This is a genomic window from Nitrospirota bacterium (assembly GCA_037386965.1).
Lineage (GTDB): Bacteria > Nitrospirota > Thermodesulfovibrionia > Thermodesulfovibrionales > JdFR-86 > JARRLN01.
In genome coordinates, this window is the sequence record JARRLN010000065.1 from 1 (window position 1) to 13,217 (window position 13,217).

The following is a 13,217-nucleotide window of genomic DNA, read 5'->3' on the forward strand; positions in this document are numbered from 1 at the left end:
GGTTTTTCATATGAAAAGGGCTCCAGAACCTATCTCAAAATCGCTTCCGGCTCAGCCCCGAAAAGTCTTGCGACTTTTCGGGGACCCCTGGCTGAAAGAGGCCTAAATGGCGGCATACGGCGTCCTGAAGGAAAAATCGTCCTCAACGCAGCCCTGCTGCGCCTCCGGGCGATTTCCCCTTCCGTCCTTGTCTGCCGCCATGTCTTCTCTCTTTCGCTTCGAAATCAATTTTGAGATAGGTTCTCCTGAAAACGGCGATTCCATTGATTGTATCACGTGCCGGGGAGGCGGGAAGGCCTGAGGGAAAGGCTCCCCGGGTCTCCGTTCTGTTGACCCTCCTTTTCCGGTCTGTTAATATGGAAGCGTTTTCAGCTCCCTTTTCGGGGAAGAATAATGCGAATGCGGAGAACGGGAGGTATGCCGAGATGAAGAAGATAGGGGTGCTGACGAGCGGGGGTGACTGCGGCGGGCTCAACGCGGTTATCAAGGGGGCTTCCGAGATGGCCGAGTCCCTGGGCAGCGAGGTCTGCGTCATCCCCAACGGCTACGCGGGACTGTACAACCTGGTTGAGATGGACTCCCTGGTCAGGCTGAGCCCGAGCCGTTTGGTCCGCATCGAGGCTACCGCGGCCGGGTCCGAGGCGGGGCACTCCCGGGTGAAGATAAAGAAGATAGAGGACCCGAAGAAGTACGAGCGCATCAAGGAAGGGCTCAAGAAGCACGGCATCGAGGGCCTTGTCATCAGCGGGGGCGACGACACCGGAAGCGTCATGGTGGACCTGGGCGAGCAGGGCATTCGGTGCGTGCACGTGCCCAAGACGATGGACCTCGATTTGCAGTCCTACAGCGTGGGCGGCGACTCGGCGGTCAACCGCATCGCCGTGCTCACCCGGGACCTGAAGACCACCGGCATGAGCCACAACCGGGTGCTCGTCGTGGAGGTCTTCGGGCGCTATGCGGGGCACACCGCTTTCCGCGGGGGAGTGGGCGCCGAGGCGGACTGCATCCTCCTGCCCGAGATACCCGTTGACTTCGACGTCGTCTACGAGCACATGAAGAAGCGATACACCCGGCGCGTCCGCGAGAGCGACGTGCACGCCGGGACCTATTGCATCGTGGCCGCCGAGGGCATGAAGGACGCCAAGGGCGAGACCATCGCCGACACCGGCGCCGGAAAGGACGCCTTCGGCCATGTCAAGCTCGCCGGAGCGGGCAAGTACGTCAGGAAGCGGCTCGAGGAGAGGATGAAGAAGGACCCCGAGATTGCCGCATTCATGAAAGATGTCGGCATGTTCGTCCCGGGCGTCTACGAGCTTCCCGAGGTCAGGGAAGTTACGCCGGGACACCTGGTGCGCTCGGGCAGGACCTCTGCCTTTGACGTGGTTTTCGGGCAAAAGGCGGGTGCGGCGGCGACACTCCTTCTCTCCAGGGGCATCACGGGGGTTACGGTCATCGACGTCCGCGGGAAAGATATCTTCTATCAGTCGACGGCCGAGGTCATCAAGCAAAGGCACGTGGACCTGGACGAAGTAGCCCTTTACGAACAGCTCGGCATCTGCTTCGGGAGGAAGCCCGCCACGTTCACCCCGGAGATAAAAGAGCACACAGGCCCGGTGGTGCGCTGCCTTTAGTCAGATATTGAGAGCGACAAGAACAGGCGAAAGGGCCGCCCTATCCGGAGGCGGCCCTTTTTGCGGGCTTCGGTCCGGGGCGTCCGGATGCCTCCCGCGCCGAATGTGTTCTCTGCGATATCCGGAGTTTCATCCGGTATAGGCCCGTCTGGCCCCTCGCCCCAGTGAGCAGAGGATTTCGTAGGGGATGGTGGAGGCCGTGCGGGCGAGCTCCCATGCGGTGATTCTCTCGTCCCCCTGGGCACCGAGGAGCACGGCTTCGTCGAACTCCCTGACGCCTTGCGCTTCGGTGGCGTCCACCACGACGAGGTCCATGCAGACCCTCCCCATCACGGGAGCGCGCGTGCCTCCCAGCAGGGCATGGCCCGTATTGGAGAATCGGCGGCTGAACCCCTCGGCGTATCCCACCGCCAGAACGGCGGCCAGGGTGTCGCGCTTTGTGACGAAGGTGCGCCCGTAGCTTACCGGCTGGCCCGCGCCCATGCGGCGGAGGGCCAGGACCCGGGCCTTGACGGTCATCACCGGCTTGAGGGGGGCAAGCCCCTCACGCCCGTCCTCGAAGGGGCTTTCGCCGTAGAGGGCCAGGCCGGGGCGGAGCGCATCCAGGTGCGACTCCCTGAAGGCAAGGCACGCGGCGCTGTTGGCGACGTGGCATAGAGGGGTAAGGCCCGCACCGGCCAGGGCCTCCCGCAGGGAGTGAAAACGCCTGAGCTGAACGGCCATGAATTCGCCGTCGGCGAGGTCCGCCTCGGAAAAGTGGGTCATGAGGCCCGCGACCCTGAGGCCGGGAAGACGCGCCACCGACAAGACCTCCTCGGGCAGGGGCGGCATGCCCATCCTGCCCATGCCGGTGTCCACCTTGACGTGGACGTCCAGGACGGTGCCGCCTCTCGATGCCTCTTCCGAGAAGGCCCGGGCGGTGTCCGCGTCATGAATGACCGGGGTCAAGCCCAGGGCGAAATAGTCCTTCACCTCGGACCGGTCGAACAGAACCAGGACAGGGGCGGTGACGCCCGCCTCCCGCAGTTGCCGGGCTTCGGAGAGGAAGGCTACCGCAAGGGCGTGCACGCCCGCCTTCTGATAAAGACGGGAGAGTTCCACAGCGCCGTGCCCGTAGGCGTCTGCCTTGACCACGGCGATAACCGGCAGGCCGCCGGCAGCCGCCTTGAGGGAAGTGAGGTTATAAAGCGCGGCATCGAGGTCGATTTCCGCGGTTAAACCCCTATGCACTCTTTTCTTTTTCTTCGTCCGACTTGGACTGAACTTCCTTCTTCGGAGTCACATCGATTTCGTCGGGCTCCGAGGTGGCCTTCTTGAAGTTCTTTATCGCCTTCCCGATGCCGCTGCCTATCTCGGGGAGCCGTGAGGCCCCGAACAGCACCATGACGATCAGGAAGATGATAATGAGCTCCTGCGTTCCCAATCCGAACATAATCTCTACCCTCCTTGGGCCAGGGCGCTTTTCCTGCCCCGGCCGAACACCCTCTCGAAGTCTTCCGGGGTGTTTATGTTTACGAAGGATTCCCCGGCCGGGTCCATCCTCCTGACGACCGGCTCCTCTATGTACCGGACATCCAGAATCCGGAGGAAACCCGTAAGAGACCGCCGCCCGCTCCGGAGGCAGGCCTCCATCCTCTCCAAGGTCTTCCTCGTATAAACGGCCAAAAGTGGCTCCGGGCGGCCTTCCCAGAGGGGCACCGTGGCCTCCCCGGCCGTCTTCCTTATAATATACCTCATAAGCTCGGGGTTAGGAAAAGGCATGTCGCAGGCCACGACCAGGAGTGCGTCCGCCCCGGTGGCCAGGAATGCCGAGAAAATCCCTCCGAGAGGGCCGGCATCGTCAATGACGTCGCCGAAAAGGGGAACCCCCAGGGGGAAATGAAGCTCCGGCACGTTGGTGCTTATGCCTACCTCTCCCACCAGAGACCTGAGAAGGGCGACGTTTCGTGCAAGGAGACTCTCACCTTCGACCTCGATGAATCCCTTGGGATAAGGGAACCGGCTGTTTCTGCCGCCGGAAAGGATGACGCCCTTCATTCTTTTAGTTTATTCCACAAAGTGGTTTTAACACAAGGGAATTCCGCCCTCTTCGGAACCGTGCCGAAAGGGGACGGTTAAAGCGAAGGAAACCCGGGGGGCGGGGGGAGGGCATCCCAGTCTTCGTCCTCCTGGAAGGCGCCTTCCTGCTCCAGCTTTTGGACGACCTCTTTCAGGAGGGCCAGTGCGTCCTCGGCGGCCTCCTGGTCCACTTTCTGGATGGCGAAGCCGGCGTGCACCAGCACAAAGTCCCCCAGGGCCACTTCCTCGGGCATGAGCACCAGGTTGACGGCCCGGCGGGCGCCCATCACGTCCACGGTGGCCATGAGATCCTCTATCTCGACGACTTCAGAGGGTATGGCCAGGCACATGGCTCCTCCTTGAGGGGGCGACGCCCCATGCGGAGAGTTTTTCGATTACGGAGTGAAGAACGTCTCCCATCGCGTTGCTTAGAGTCTCGGAAAGCTCCGTGCCGGTGCCCATGTCCTGGGGCTGAACGCCCACCATGGCCAGCCGCCGGGGGGAAATGTCCATGAGTTCGGCGGCAAAGAGCATGTCGGGGAGCCCTATCTGGTGGACGGAGAACTTCATGTCCAGGAAAGAGCTGATGTCGGAACCTTCCAGGAGGCGGACCGTGCCGGGCTCTTCCCCGAGCTCGGCGGCGTCCACGATGAGAAGGTTTTCCGCCCCCTCCACGAAAGGAAGGAGGTCGAGGCCCATTGTGCCGCCGTCCAAGAGCTCTACATGAGGCGGAAACTCATAGAGCTCCCCCAGGGACGCCACGGCGTGGACCCCGACCCCTTCGTCGCGAAGAAGAATGTTTCCGATGCCCAGGATGACTGTTTTTATTTCGTCTCCTCCCTGGTGACGAACTTGTATCCGCTGAATATGCTCTCCATGAGCCCATTTTTTTCCGCGATGTCCAGGTACAGGGCGATGTAGATGTGGATGAGCACGAAAGCCAGGATGAAGTACATGACCAAGTGGTGCCAGAGCCGGATGGTCTGAAGGTCCAGAACCGCGAGGAGCCAGCCCCCTAGGGCTGTCCATACGATGGAGCCGGTGTGCGAGACGCTGTAAAGGGCAAACCCCGAGACTATCTCGTAGGCCGGCAGCACGAACAGAAAGAAGTACCACGCACCCGCCAGGGCGGTATGGCCCACCGTGGGGACCGGCTTGCGCCGGATGAAGAGGTAGAACTTCAGGTTTTCCAAGAGCTCGTGCCACCTTGCCGGCGTCAAGGGGAAGAGCTGGGTCCACCGTGAGTACTTGTTGCCCACGAAGGCCCAGTACAGGCGCACGACGATGCTCGCCGTGAAGACGTACGCGGTCACGAAGTGAATGAACCGCATCCAGCCCATGATGTACTGACTGGCATACTGGGCGTGGACGAATGGGTTGCCGATGTAGTACCCCGTGACCGAGAGGGTGAGGATGGAAAGTACGTTCACCCAGTGGGTGAACCTTACCGGGAACTCCCAGACGTATACTCTGCTTCTCCCGTTCACATGGCCCTCCTTTCTAAACGACCCGTATCTTCATCACGGGCTTCCCTTGCGCGTCCAGAACGTGCACCGCGCAGGCCATGCAAGGGTCGAAGGAGTGCACGGTCCTCAGTATCTCAAGGGGCTGGTTGGGGTCGGCTACCGGAGTATCGATAAGCGCCGCCTCGTAGGCTCCCCTCTGGCCTTTGGCGTCCCGCGGCGAGCCGTTCCAGGTGCTCGGCACCACGCACTGGTAGTTCTCTATCTTCTGGTCCTTGATGCGGACCCAGTGGCCCAGGGAGCCGCGGGGAGCCTCGTGCCATCCGAAACCCTTGGTGTCCGCGGGCCACGTGGAAGGCTCCCACTTGGAGGTGTCGGCTATCCGGAAGTCGCCCTTCTTGATGTTAGCGTCGAGCTGGTCAATCCAGTCCGGTATCTTCTCGGCGGTCACGAGTGTTTCCACGGCCCTCGCGGCTATGCGTCCCAGGGTGGAAAAGAGCACTTCGGGTCCGACGTTGAGTTTGCCAAGCGCCATGTTGACCACATCCTGCACCCGCTTGTGGCCGGAAGCGTACGCCACCAGCATCCTGGACAGGGGGCCTACCTCCATCGGCGTGTCGTTATAGCGGGGGGCTTTGATCCAGCTGTACTTGGCGTCGGTGTCAAGCTCCTCGTAGGGGGGCGTGGGCCCGGTGTACTTGTAGTTCGTCTCTCCCTCCCAGGGATGCTTGGACACGTCGTTCCCCTCGGGATAGGTGTACCAGGAGTGGGTGACGTACTCGGCTATCTTTTCCTGGTCTACGGGGTGAACCGTGCTCAGGTCTTTCCCGAGGATTATGCCGCGCGGCAGCCAGAGGTTGTCGGTGTTGGAGATGTTGTCGTTCGGGAACTCGCCGTAGGAAAGGTAATTGCCGACGCCCGCACCGTACGCGGCCCAGTCCTTGTAAAAAGATGCCACCGCCAGGAGGTCGGGGATATGGACCTTCTCCACGAAGACCTTCGCCTTGTTGGCCAGTTCCTTCATCAGGGAGATGCTGATGACGTTGAGGGCGCTCTCGCTGTTGGGGTCGATGGCGCAGGCCGTCCCGCCCACGAGGTACGTCTGGGCGTGGGGGTTCTTGCTTCCCAGGATCGCGTGTATCTTGATGACGTCCTTCTGCCAGTCCAGGGCCTCGAGATAATGGGCCACTGCCATAAGGTTGGCCTCGGGCGGAAGCTTGTAGGCCGGGTGGCCCCAGTAGGCGTTTGCGAAGGGCCCGAGTTGGCCGCGATCCACAAAGCCCTTCAGCTTCGCCTTTACGTCCGCGAAATACCCGGCACCCGAATTGTGCCAGTCCGAGATGGAGTGCTGAAGAGCGGCGGTCTTGGCGGGGTCCGCCTTGAGGGCACTGACGATGTCCACCCAGTCAAGGGCCTGCAAGTGGTAGAAGTGGATGACGTGGTCCTGCACGTACTGAATGCCCGTTATCAGGTTCCTGATGAGCCTTGCGTTGTCCGGAATCGTTATGTCAAGCGCGTTTTCTACAGCTCTCACGGAGCTGGTGGCGTGAACCGTCGTTCAAACGCCTCATATTCGCTGGGCAAACAGCCATGCGTCGCGCGGGTCCCGGCCCTTCAGGATGATTTCCATTCCCCGGAACATCGTGCTCGATGCCCACGCATCGGAGACCTTTCCGTCGGCGACCTGGGCTTCGATTCTCAGATGGCCTTCAATCCTGGTAACGGGGTCAACGACAATCTTTTTCGCCATCTTCACTCCTCCGTTTTCTCGGGTTCGGTCTTCTTGCCCCTGACGGCCCTCACCACGCCATGGGTTGCCAGAGCCCCGGCGGTGACGGCGGCCACGCCAACGCCGATGCGGTCAGCGGTCGACTGGATGCCGAAGCCGGGCACCTTGGGAAGGCGTCTGTAAAAAGGCGACATCGTGTCCCAGAAGTGGGGTGCCGCGCATCCTATGCAGCCGTGGCCCGAGCGGACGGGCCAGTTGGTGCCTCCGTTCCATCTTATCTGCGGACAGTTCTTCCTCGTCTCCGGTCCCTTGCAGCCCATCTCGTAAAGGCACCATCCCAGGCGGTGCCCTTCGTCTCCCCACTGCCTCACGAACTGGCCCGCGTCGTAATGGGCCCTCCTTTCGCAGTGGTCGTGGATGATTTCCCTGTAAGCGAAATATGGCCGCCCCATGCTGTCGGTGACCGGGAAGCTCCCGAAGGTGAGGTAGTGGACGACAGTGCCGGTTATATTTTCGACGTTTGCCGGGCATCCGGGCAGGTTGATGAGGGTAATGCCCTTCACAACGTCCTTGACCCCTCTCGCTCCGGTCGGGTTGGGCTGTGCGGCTGGCCACCCGCCGTCCCAGGCGCAGGCACCCACGGCGATAGTGGCAAGGGCGTTGCCGCAAACCTCCTTGACGATGTCCACCGCGGCCCTGCCGCCGACCGTGCAATATACGCCGCCGTCGCCTGTAGGTATGGAGCCTTCCACCACGACGAGGTACTTGCCCTTTTGGTTCTTAACCACGTCCTCAAGGGATTTTTCGGCCTGGAAACCCGCCGGGGCCATGATGGTCTCGTGATAATCCAGGGAAACGATATCAAGGACCAACTCCGCTATCGTCGGATGGTCGGCCCTGAGGAAGGACTCGGTGTTGCCCGCGCAGTCCTGAAACTCCAGCCAGACAAGGACGGGCTTGTCCGCCTTCTCCAGTGCCTCGGCAATGGTGCTCCCGAAGCCTGCCGGCAGGGCCAGCGTTGCGGCCATGGCTGTGCAGAACTTCATGAAGTCCCGCCGCGACACCCCTTTGCGCACAAGGGATGCGTAAAGTTCCCCGTGCTTCTCTCCTCCAGTGGAGCCCATGTTCACCTCCGTGACAAAAAACGGGTTGTTCCGCCCCTTACCCTATCCACGCGGGCCGAGCAGGCATGCGGACCGTCGCTATCCCGCTCCAGCCGTTACAAGGATACATCCTTAATGCATAGCTGTCAATTGACTTATATAAATTCATCAATATTTCTTATGAATAACCTCCCGCAACGTCTCCGGATGGTTGTTTTTTGCCGCCCTCATGAGGGCTTACAGGGTTACCACACCGGGTGCGGCCATTCTGGATTTGACACTGTCCGGAGGTTTTCGATATAGTAAATACGTGTGTCGCGGGGTGGAGCAGCCTGGTAGCTCGTCGGGCTCATAACCCGAAGGTCGCGGGTTCAAATCCCGCCCCCGCCACCAAGTAAATCAAGGGGTTATCCGGTCCGGGTGACCCCTTTTTCGTGGCCTCTTCCACCGTTTTTCCACCATTGGCTTCTCCACGAACCCGGGGATGAAGAGCCCTCTGCCGGCCGGCACAAGACCGGCGAGGAAATCCATTGCCAAAGTCCCTTTTCTCGTTTACATTTGTGGAAGGTGGTGCGTATTCGGGAAGGGAGGGCCGCATGGAGCTGTTCTGGTTTTTGATAATCGGCCTTCTCGCCGGCTGGGTGGCGGGCAAGCTGATGCGGGGCCACAGTTTCGGGCTTGCCGGAAACCTGGTGGTGGGAGTGCTGGGGGCGGTCATCGGGGGCTATCTTTTCGATATCTTGAACGTGGAGGCCTACGGGTTTGTGGGCTCCCTGGTCATGGCCGTGGTGGGAGCGATGGTGCTGCTGTTTGTCATAGGCCTCGTGAAAAGGATTTAGGGGGGCACGATGAAGGCGGGCTGGATATTCAGGGTACTTGTTTTCACTTTTTTTGCGGTTTCCGTATGCCCCGGTGCTCAATGGGCCTCGGCAGCCGGGCAGGCGGGCGGCACCAGCGCGGAGGATGTCAAAAGAGAGAGCGGAGAGGCCGTTGAGGCAACCCGCAAATACGTGAGCGAGAAACGGAAGGAGTACGAAAAACAGGTGCAGAGGGAGCTCCAGGGCTACGAGGAGCGCCTCGACGAGCTCGAAAAGAGGCTCAGGAAGGCAAAGGAGGAGGCCCAGCCGAAACTGCGGGAGGCCATGGAGCAGGCAGAGCAGAAGAAGAGAGAGGCTGAGGAGAAGCTCAGGGAGCTTCGCTCAGCCGGCGAGGGGGCCTGGGAGGACGCGAAACCTCACCTTGAAAAGGCCATGCAGGAGCTTGAAAAGGCTTACAAGCGGGCCCTTTCTCATTTTAAATGACCGGCGGCAAGAGAAGACCGGGGGCGTTCGCTGGGGGGCAGCTCGGCTTGTGTGGGTGTTCGCCCCCGGTCTGGCCGAATGGCATCATGGACGCGTAACGTGTAGCCGTTCAAGTGCTGCAAGCGAGAGAGAAGGCATGCCCGAGGCGGGCCGCTCCTTGGCCTCCCCGGCATCGACCGAAGGCCCCTGTTCTTCCGGACTGAGAAGCCTTTCCAGCAAAACGAGCAGTTTGCCTTTGTCACGGGCATTCATCCCCGAGACGTCGGCGAAGAAATGAAAACCGTCCCCCCGAAAAAAGTCCACGGCTTCCGCCCGGGTGGCCGGGTCGAAAAGGTCTTCCACGGCCTGAACAATGACTTGTTCCGAAAGCGTCCGCACACTCATCAGTTTCCTCCCGAGTTCGTCAGATAAAGATTATGTCAGCGTCCGGCTTGAGGACCCTTGGCAACATCGTCACATGCTCCGGACCCTTGCGCTCCGGGCGTCACGCCCATCCCAGGCGAACCGCTCCTCCGACCCGCTCCTGGCTCTCAGGTACAGGGGACAGGCCCTGTAGGTGCTTGTCGTGCAGTACTCCTTGAGCTCGAACCCGCTGGGGACATAGATGTCCCTGGATGCGTGGCAGCAGGAGATGTAGTTCCCCTCAAGCAATGGACATTTCATGGCGCCTCCTCCCTTTTCGTATTTCCCCGGCGTGTGTCCCGTTGCTTTAGTCGTATGGTACGGCGCGAGGGTTTGAAGAGGGTATCGGAAGGGAACTGATTTTGGTGTAGGCGAAGGACCGACACGCTGTAGGAATCGACGCGTGCGCGCGAGAAAGACTATGAAATCAAACCACTTTTCAACGCGTAATGGATGAGCTCGGCATTGCTTTTCATGTTCATCTTCTCCAGGACGCGGGTGCGGTAGGTGCTGACGGTCTTCACGCTGAGGGAGAGGTCCTGGGCTATGTCGGAGATGGTCTTCCCCGAGGCTATGAGGAGCATCACCTGGTATTCGCGGTCCGAGAGGTTTTCGTGGGGCCTCTCCCTGTTGTTGCCTTCCAGCTCCAGGGCCAGGCGTTCGGCCAGGGAGGCGCTGACAAACTTCTTGCCCGAGAGGATCTTCTCGATGGCGGAGAACAGCTCGTCCGGGGCGCTGGACTTGGTGAGATATCCCGCGGCCCCTGCCCTGAGCGCCCTGACGGCGTAAAGGTCCTCGGGGTACATGCTCAGCATGAGGACGGGGAGCTTGGGACATTGGGTCCTTAGGAGCTTCAGCGCGTCCAGCCCGTTGAGCCCCGGCATGGCTATGTCCAGGAGCATGATGTCGTAATGCTGCTTGGCCGCCTTGTCCAGGGCGCTCTGTCCGTTTTCCGCCTCGTCCACGTCGATGGAGCCCATCGTTTCCTCCAGGATCTGGCGGAGGCCCATGCGCACGATGGGGTGGTCGTCGGCTATGAGGATCTGTACTTTTTTCATTCCTGACGTCCTTATTAAAGCAGCGGCAGGCTCACCCTCAGGGTCGTGCCCTGGCCGGACCGTCCTGCGACCTGCAGTGTTCCCTCCATGTAGCGGACGCGCTCCCGGATGCCCGAGATGCCCAGAGAGGCCGGCCCGTCGAGCTTGTCTTCCGGTATGCCCCTGCCGTTGTCTTCGATGACCATGAGAATCCTGTTCTGCTCCCGCTTGAGGAGAATTGTCACCTTTGTCGCCTCGGCATGCCGGGCCACGTTGGTGAGGGCCTCCTGGGCTATGCGGAACAGGCCGGTGGCCATGGACTCCTCGATGTCCGCGTCCTCCATGGCGAGGTCCGTGGCGCAGGTGATGCCGGACCACGACTCGAACTCCCGGACCTGCCACTCCAGGGCGGCCACGAGGCCGAGGACGTCGAGGACCGTCGGCCTGAGCTCCATCGTGATGCGCTGGACGGCGGATATGACGCTGTCCACGTGTGCCGACATGGAGCGGAGCTTCTCGGCGGCGGCCTCATCCGGGCAGACCTTCTTGCCCAGATAGGCCAGGTCGAGCTTCAGCGCGGTAAGTATCTGTCCCATTTCGTCATGCACCTCGCTGGCTATGCGCCTGCGCTCGTCTTCCCGGACCTCCTGAAGATTGGCAAAAAGCGCTCGCAGCTCCCGGCGGGATGCCTTGAGGGCTTCTTCCACGCTCTTTCTTTCGGCCACTTCCTCCCGCAGGAGCTCCACGGCCGAGGCCAGCTCCTCGGTGCGCTTGACCACCATGTCCTCAAGCTGCTCCCGGTACATGGCGAGGGCATCCTCCGCGTTTTTTCTTTCGGTGATGTCGCGGGAGATGAGGACGGCGCCCGTGACCTCGCCGTGCAGCCGTACCGGCCCCAGGTTGCATTCGTACCAGAGGGGGTACTCGCGAGGTCCCACGGCACGCATCTCGAACATCATGGTGCGGTCCGTCCGCAAGGCCGTCTGCATGTGCCGCCTGAGGGTCTCCCTGTCCTCGGGGAGGACGTATTCGTGGACGTATGTGCCGAGGATTTCTTCCGTGCTCCGGCCCTCGTGGGCACGGTTTATGTGTAAAATCGTCCCGTCCCGGTCCAGATAGAGAATGAAGTCCGGGCTGTTCTCCGTCAGCGACAGGAGCTTTTCCTCGGAGCTCCGGAGCTCTTGCAGGGTGCGCTTCTGGCCGCTGATGTCTATGAAGGACGCCATGAGGCAGAGGGGGTTGCCCTCGGCGTTTCTGACCAGGCTGGCCGATATCTGGATGTCCCGATGCCTGCCGTCCGATGCCACCGCCTTTCCCTCGCCTATCCAGCCGCCCTCGGCACGCACCACCTCCAGGAGACGGCCGGCGTTTTCCTTCTGGACGGCAAAATCCATGTAGCTTCTGCCCAGGACCTCTTCTTTGTTCGCATAGCCCAGGAGACTGAGGAACGAATCGTTGACAAAGGTCAGCGTGCCGTCGAGGTCTCCCAGGGCTATGGCGTTGATGGACGAGGCGATGGCGCTTTCGGCGACCCTCAGGGTGTCCTCCACCTGTTTGAGCTCGGATATGTCCCTGGCCACGCCCGAGATGTATGTAACGGAGCCGTCGGGCGCCCGGTGGCTGACGATGAGAAGGGAGACCGGGATTTCCCCCCCGTCGCGTCCAGCCAGATGGGCCTCGCCCCGCCAGCGGCCCTCCTGAAGAGCGGTCGGAATGCCTTCCCGCATGATGCGCCGCGCCGATTCTTCCGTAAGGCCCTGCGGGACCTCGAGCGCGGAGATGTCCGCCTCAGGAGGGATATCCAGTAAATTGCGAAGGGCCCTGTTCATGTAAAGCAGCCCGCCCTCGGGGGAGCTGATGCCCACGAAGTCGGCCGTCTCCTCCAGCAGGCCGACGAAACGCTCTCTTTCCTGTTCGGCCTTCCTTTTCCGGGTGAGGTCGTGAAAGGCACTAAGGTACATTGTCCTGTCTTTGTACGGCACCAGGGCGGTTATGACCGCGACGTGTCTCTCCGAGCCGTCCTTGGCCCTGATGAGGGCCTCCGTCTCGATGGTGTCACCGAAGCTTTTCAGCTGCTCCAGCCGCTCGGCGGCCGCCCGCCGCACCTCCGGGTCGGGGTAGAGAAGGACGTTGAAGTCGCCTGTCGCATTGGCCTCCTCGCGAGTGTAACCCGTCAGGCGCTCCATGCTCCGGTTATAGACGTGGAACCGTCCTTCGCCGTCGCTGAAGGCAATGCCTTCCCGGAGGGCCTGCACGACGGCGTGAAGGGTCTCTTCCTTCCCCTTCAGCTCCTCCTCGGTGAGGCGGGACCGCGTGACGTTGGCGATGATGGAGATGCAGAGGTCCCCTTGGGGTTCGCCGTCCACGAGGGCGGACTCGAGCCTCCCGTAAAACTCGGAACCGTCCGCCCGCACCAGGCGGAGCTCGGCGTTTTGCCTGCCCCCTTTCTGCCACACATCCGTCAGGTGCCGGGCGGCAAGCTCCCGGTCCTCG

16 protein-coding genes, 1 tRNA gene and 1 pseudogene are annotated in these 13,217 nt (G+C 61.5%); 5 read left to right on the forward strand and 13 right to left on the reverse strand.

Annotation, left to right across the window (positions count from 1 at the left end):
* The coding region (locus P8Y39_09825; GenBank protein MEJ2192624.1) for a hypothetical protein at window positions 1-234 on the forward strand (234 nt) is incomplete at its 5' end.
* Window positions 235-425: 191 nt separating this feature from the next.
* Complete coding sequence (locus P8Y39_09830) at window positions 426-1,631, forward strand: 6-phosphofructokinase (protein ID MEJ2192625.1); 1,206 nt, start codon at window positions 426-428, stop codon at window positions 1,629-1,631.
* A 129-nt stretch (window positions 1,632-1,760) separates the two neighbouring features.
* On the opposite strand, the gene alr is transcribed toward P8Y39_09830, so the two are convergent.
* The 8 genes and pseudogenes from alr to P8Y39_09870 form a co-directional block, all read right to left on the reverse strand.
* Window positions 1,761-2,861 (reverse strand): alanine racemase, encoded by a 1,101-nt coding sequence (gene alr, locus P8Y39_09835; GenBank protein MEJ2192626.1) that lies wholly within the window; start codon window positions 2,859-2,861, stop codon window positions 1,761-1,763.
* Window positions 2,854-3,063 (reverse strand): twin-arginine translocase TatA/TatE family subunit, encoded by a 210-nt coding sequence (locus tag P8Y39_09840; protein ID MEJ2192627.1) that lies wholly within the window; start codon window positions 3,061-3,063, stop codon window positions 2,854-2,856. Before P8Y39_09840 ends, alr begins: the two co-directional genes overlap by 8 nt.
* Before the next feature lie 5 nt (window positions 3,064-3,068).
* Window positions 3,069-3,668: a molybdenum cofactor guanylyltransferase gene (locus P8Y39_09845; protein MEJ2192628.1), complete on the reverse strand. Its 600-nt coding sequence runs from the start codon at window positions 3,666-3,668 to the stop codon at window positions 3,069-3,071.
* 77 nt (window positions 3,669-3,745) lie between these two features.
* Window positions 3,746-4,039, reverse strand: coding sequence for a HypC/HybG/HupF family hydrogenase formation chaperone (locus P8Y39_09850; GenBank protein ID MEJ2192629.1), 294 nt, complete (start codon window positions 4,037-4,039; stop codon window positions 3,746-3,748).
* Window positions 4,017-4,556, reverse strand: coding sequence for a HyaD/HybD family hydrogenase maturation endopeptidase (locus P8Y39_09855; GenBank protein MEJ2192630.1), 540 nt, complete (start codon window positions 4,554-4,556; stop codon window positions 4,017-4,019). Before P8Y39_09855 ends, P8Y39_09850 begins: the two co-directional genes overlap by 23 nt.
* Window positions 4,514-5,176, reverse strand: coding sequence for a Ni/Fe-hydrogenase, b-type cytochrome subunit (cybH, locus tag P8Y39_09860; GenBank protein MEJ2192631.1), 663 nt, complete (start codon window positions 5,174-5,176; stop codon window positions 4,514-4,516). Before cybH ends, P8Y39_09855 begins: the two co-directional genes overlap by 43 nt.
* 13 nt (window positions 5,177-5,189) lie before the next feature.
* Window positions 5,190-6,902, reverse strand: a pseudogene (locus tag P8Y39_09865) (nickel-dependent hydrogenase large subunit).
* A 2-nt stretch (window positions 6,903-6,904) separates the two neighbouring features.
* On the reverse strand, window positions 6,905-8,005 hold the full coding sequence (locus P8Y39_09870) for a hydrogenase small subunit (GenBank protein MEJ2192632.1): 1,101 nt from the start codon (window positions 8,003-8,005) through the stop codon (window positions 6,905-6,907).
* A 295-nt stretch (window positions 8,006-8,300) separates the two neighbouring features.
* Between P8Y39_09870 and P8Y39_09875 the strand changes: the two genes are divergently transcribed.
* Window positions 8,301-8,377 (forward strand) — tRNA-Met (locus tag P8Y39_09875).
* Between the two features lie 6 nt (window positions 8,378-8,383).
* On the opposite strand, the gene P8Y39_09880 is transcribed toward P8Y39_09875, so the two are convergent.
* The gene (locus P8Y39_09880) at window positions 8,384-8,515 is read right to left on the reverse strand and encodes a hypothetical protein (GenBank protein ID MEJ2192633.1); all 132 of its coding nucleotides are present in this window, start codon (window positions 8,513-8,515) and stop codon (window positions 8,384-8,386) included.
* 65 nt (window positions 8,516-8,580) lie between these two features.
* Between P8Y39_09880 and P8Y39_09885 the strand changes: the two genes are divergently transcribed.
* A complete protein-coding gene (locus tag P8Y39_09885) occupies window positions 8,581-8,823 on the forward strand; it encodes a GlsB/YeaQ/YmgE family stress response membrane protein (protein ID MEJ2192634.1) in 243 nt (80 codons plus the stop codon).
* A gap of 171 nt (window positions 8,824-8,994) precedes the next feature.
* Window positions 8,995-9,285, forward strand: a complete 291-nt coding sequence (locus P8Y39_09890; GenBank protein MEJ2192635.1) for a hypothetical protein — start codon at window positions 8,995-8,997, stop codon at window positions 9,283-9,285.
* 84 nt (window positions 9,286-9,369) lie between these two features.
* Here the strand turns inward: P8Y39_09890 and P8Y39_09895 are convergent, their stop codons facing one another.
* The 4 genes from P8Y39_09895 to P8Y39_09910 all read right to left on the reverse strand — a co-directional run.
* Complete coding sequence (locus P8Y39_09895) at window positions 9,370-9,669, reverse strand: hypothetical protein (protein MEJ2192636.1); 300 nt, start codon at window positions 9,667-9,669, stop codon at window positions 9,370-9,372.
* Window positions 9,670-9,738: 69 nt separating this feature from the next.
* Window positions 9,739-9,948, reverse strand: coding sequence for a hypothetical protein (locus tag P8Y39_09900; protein MEJ2192637.1), 210 nt, complete (start codon window positions 9,946-9,948; stop codon window positions 9,739-9,741).
* A 158-nt stretch (window positions 9,949-10,106) separates the two neighbouring features.
* The gene (locus P8Y39_09905) at window positions 10,107-10,745 is read right to left on the reverse strand and encodes a response regulator transcription factor (GenBank protein ID MEJ2192638.1); all 639 of its coding nucleotides are present in this window, start codon (window positions 10,743-10,745) and stop codon (window positions 10,107-10,109) included.
* Between the two features lie 14 nt (window positions 10,746-10,759).
* Window positions 10,760-13,217: PAS domain S-box protein (locus tag P8Y39_09910; protein ID MEJ2192639.1), on the reverse strand; the 2,458-nt coding region annotated here is incomplete at its 5' end.

Excerpts from the sequence above, each read along its gene's own strand:
- P8Y39_09895 (MEJ2192636.1), bottom strand. The coding sequence starts at position 9,669 with ATGAGTGTGCGGACGCTTTCGGAACAAGTCATTGTTCAGGCCGTGGAA.
- P8Y39_09850 (MEJ2192629.1), bottom strand. The coding sequence starts at position 4,039 with ATGTGCCTGGCCATACCCTCTGAAGTCGTCGAGATAGAGGATCTCATG.
- P8Y39_09905 (MEJ2192638.1), bottom strand. The coding sequence starts at position 10,745 with ATGAAAAAAGTACAGATCCTCATAGCCGACGACCACCCCATCGTGCGC.
- P8Y39_09900 (MEJ2192637.1), bottom strand. The coding sequence starts at position 9,948 with ATGAAATGTCCATTGCTTGAGGGGAACTACATCTCCTGCTGCCACGCA.
- P8Y39_09870 (MEJ2192632.1), bottom strand. The coding sequence starts at position 8,005 with ATGGGCTCCACTGGAGGAGAGAAGCACGGGGAACTTTACGCATCCCTT.
- P8Y39_09880 (MEJ2192633.1), bottom strand. The coding sequence starts at position 8,515 with ATGGATTTCCTCGCCGGTCTTGTGCCGGCCGGCAGAGGGCTCTTCATC.
- P8Y39_09840 (MEJ2192627.1), bottom strand. The coding sequence starts at position 3,063 with ATGTTCGGATTGGGAACGCAGGAGCTCATTATCATCTTCCTGATCGTC.
- P8Y39_09885 (MEJ2192634.1), top strand. The coding sequence starts at position 8,581 with ATGGAGCTGTTCTGGTTTTTGATAATCGGCCTTCTCGCCGGCTGGGTG.
- P8Y39_09830 (MEJ2192625.1), top strand. The coding sequence starts at position 426 with ATGAAGAAGATAGGGGTGCTGACGAGCGGGGGTGACTGCGGCGGGCTC.
- P8Y39_09845 (MEJ2192628.1), bottom strand. The coding sequence starts at position 3,668 with ATGAAGGGCGTCATCCTTTCCGGCGGCAGAAACAGCCGGTTCCCTTAT.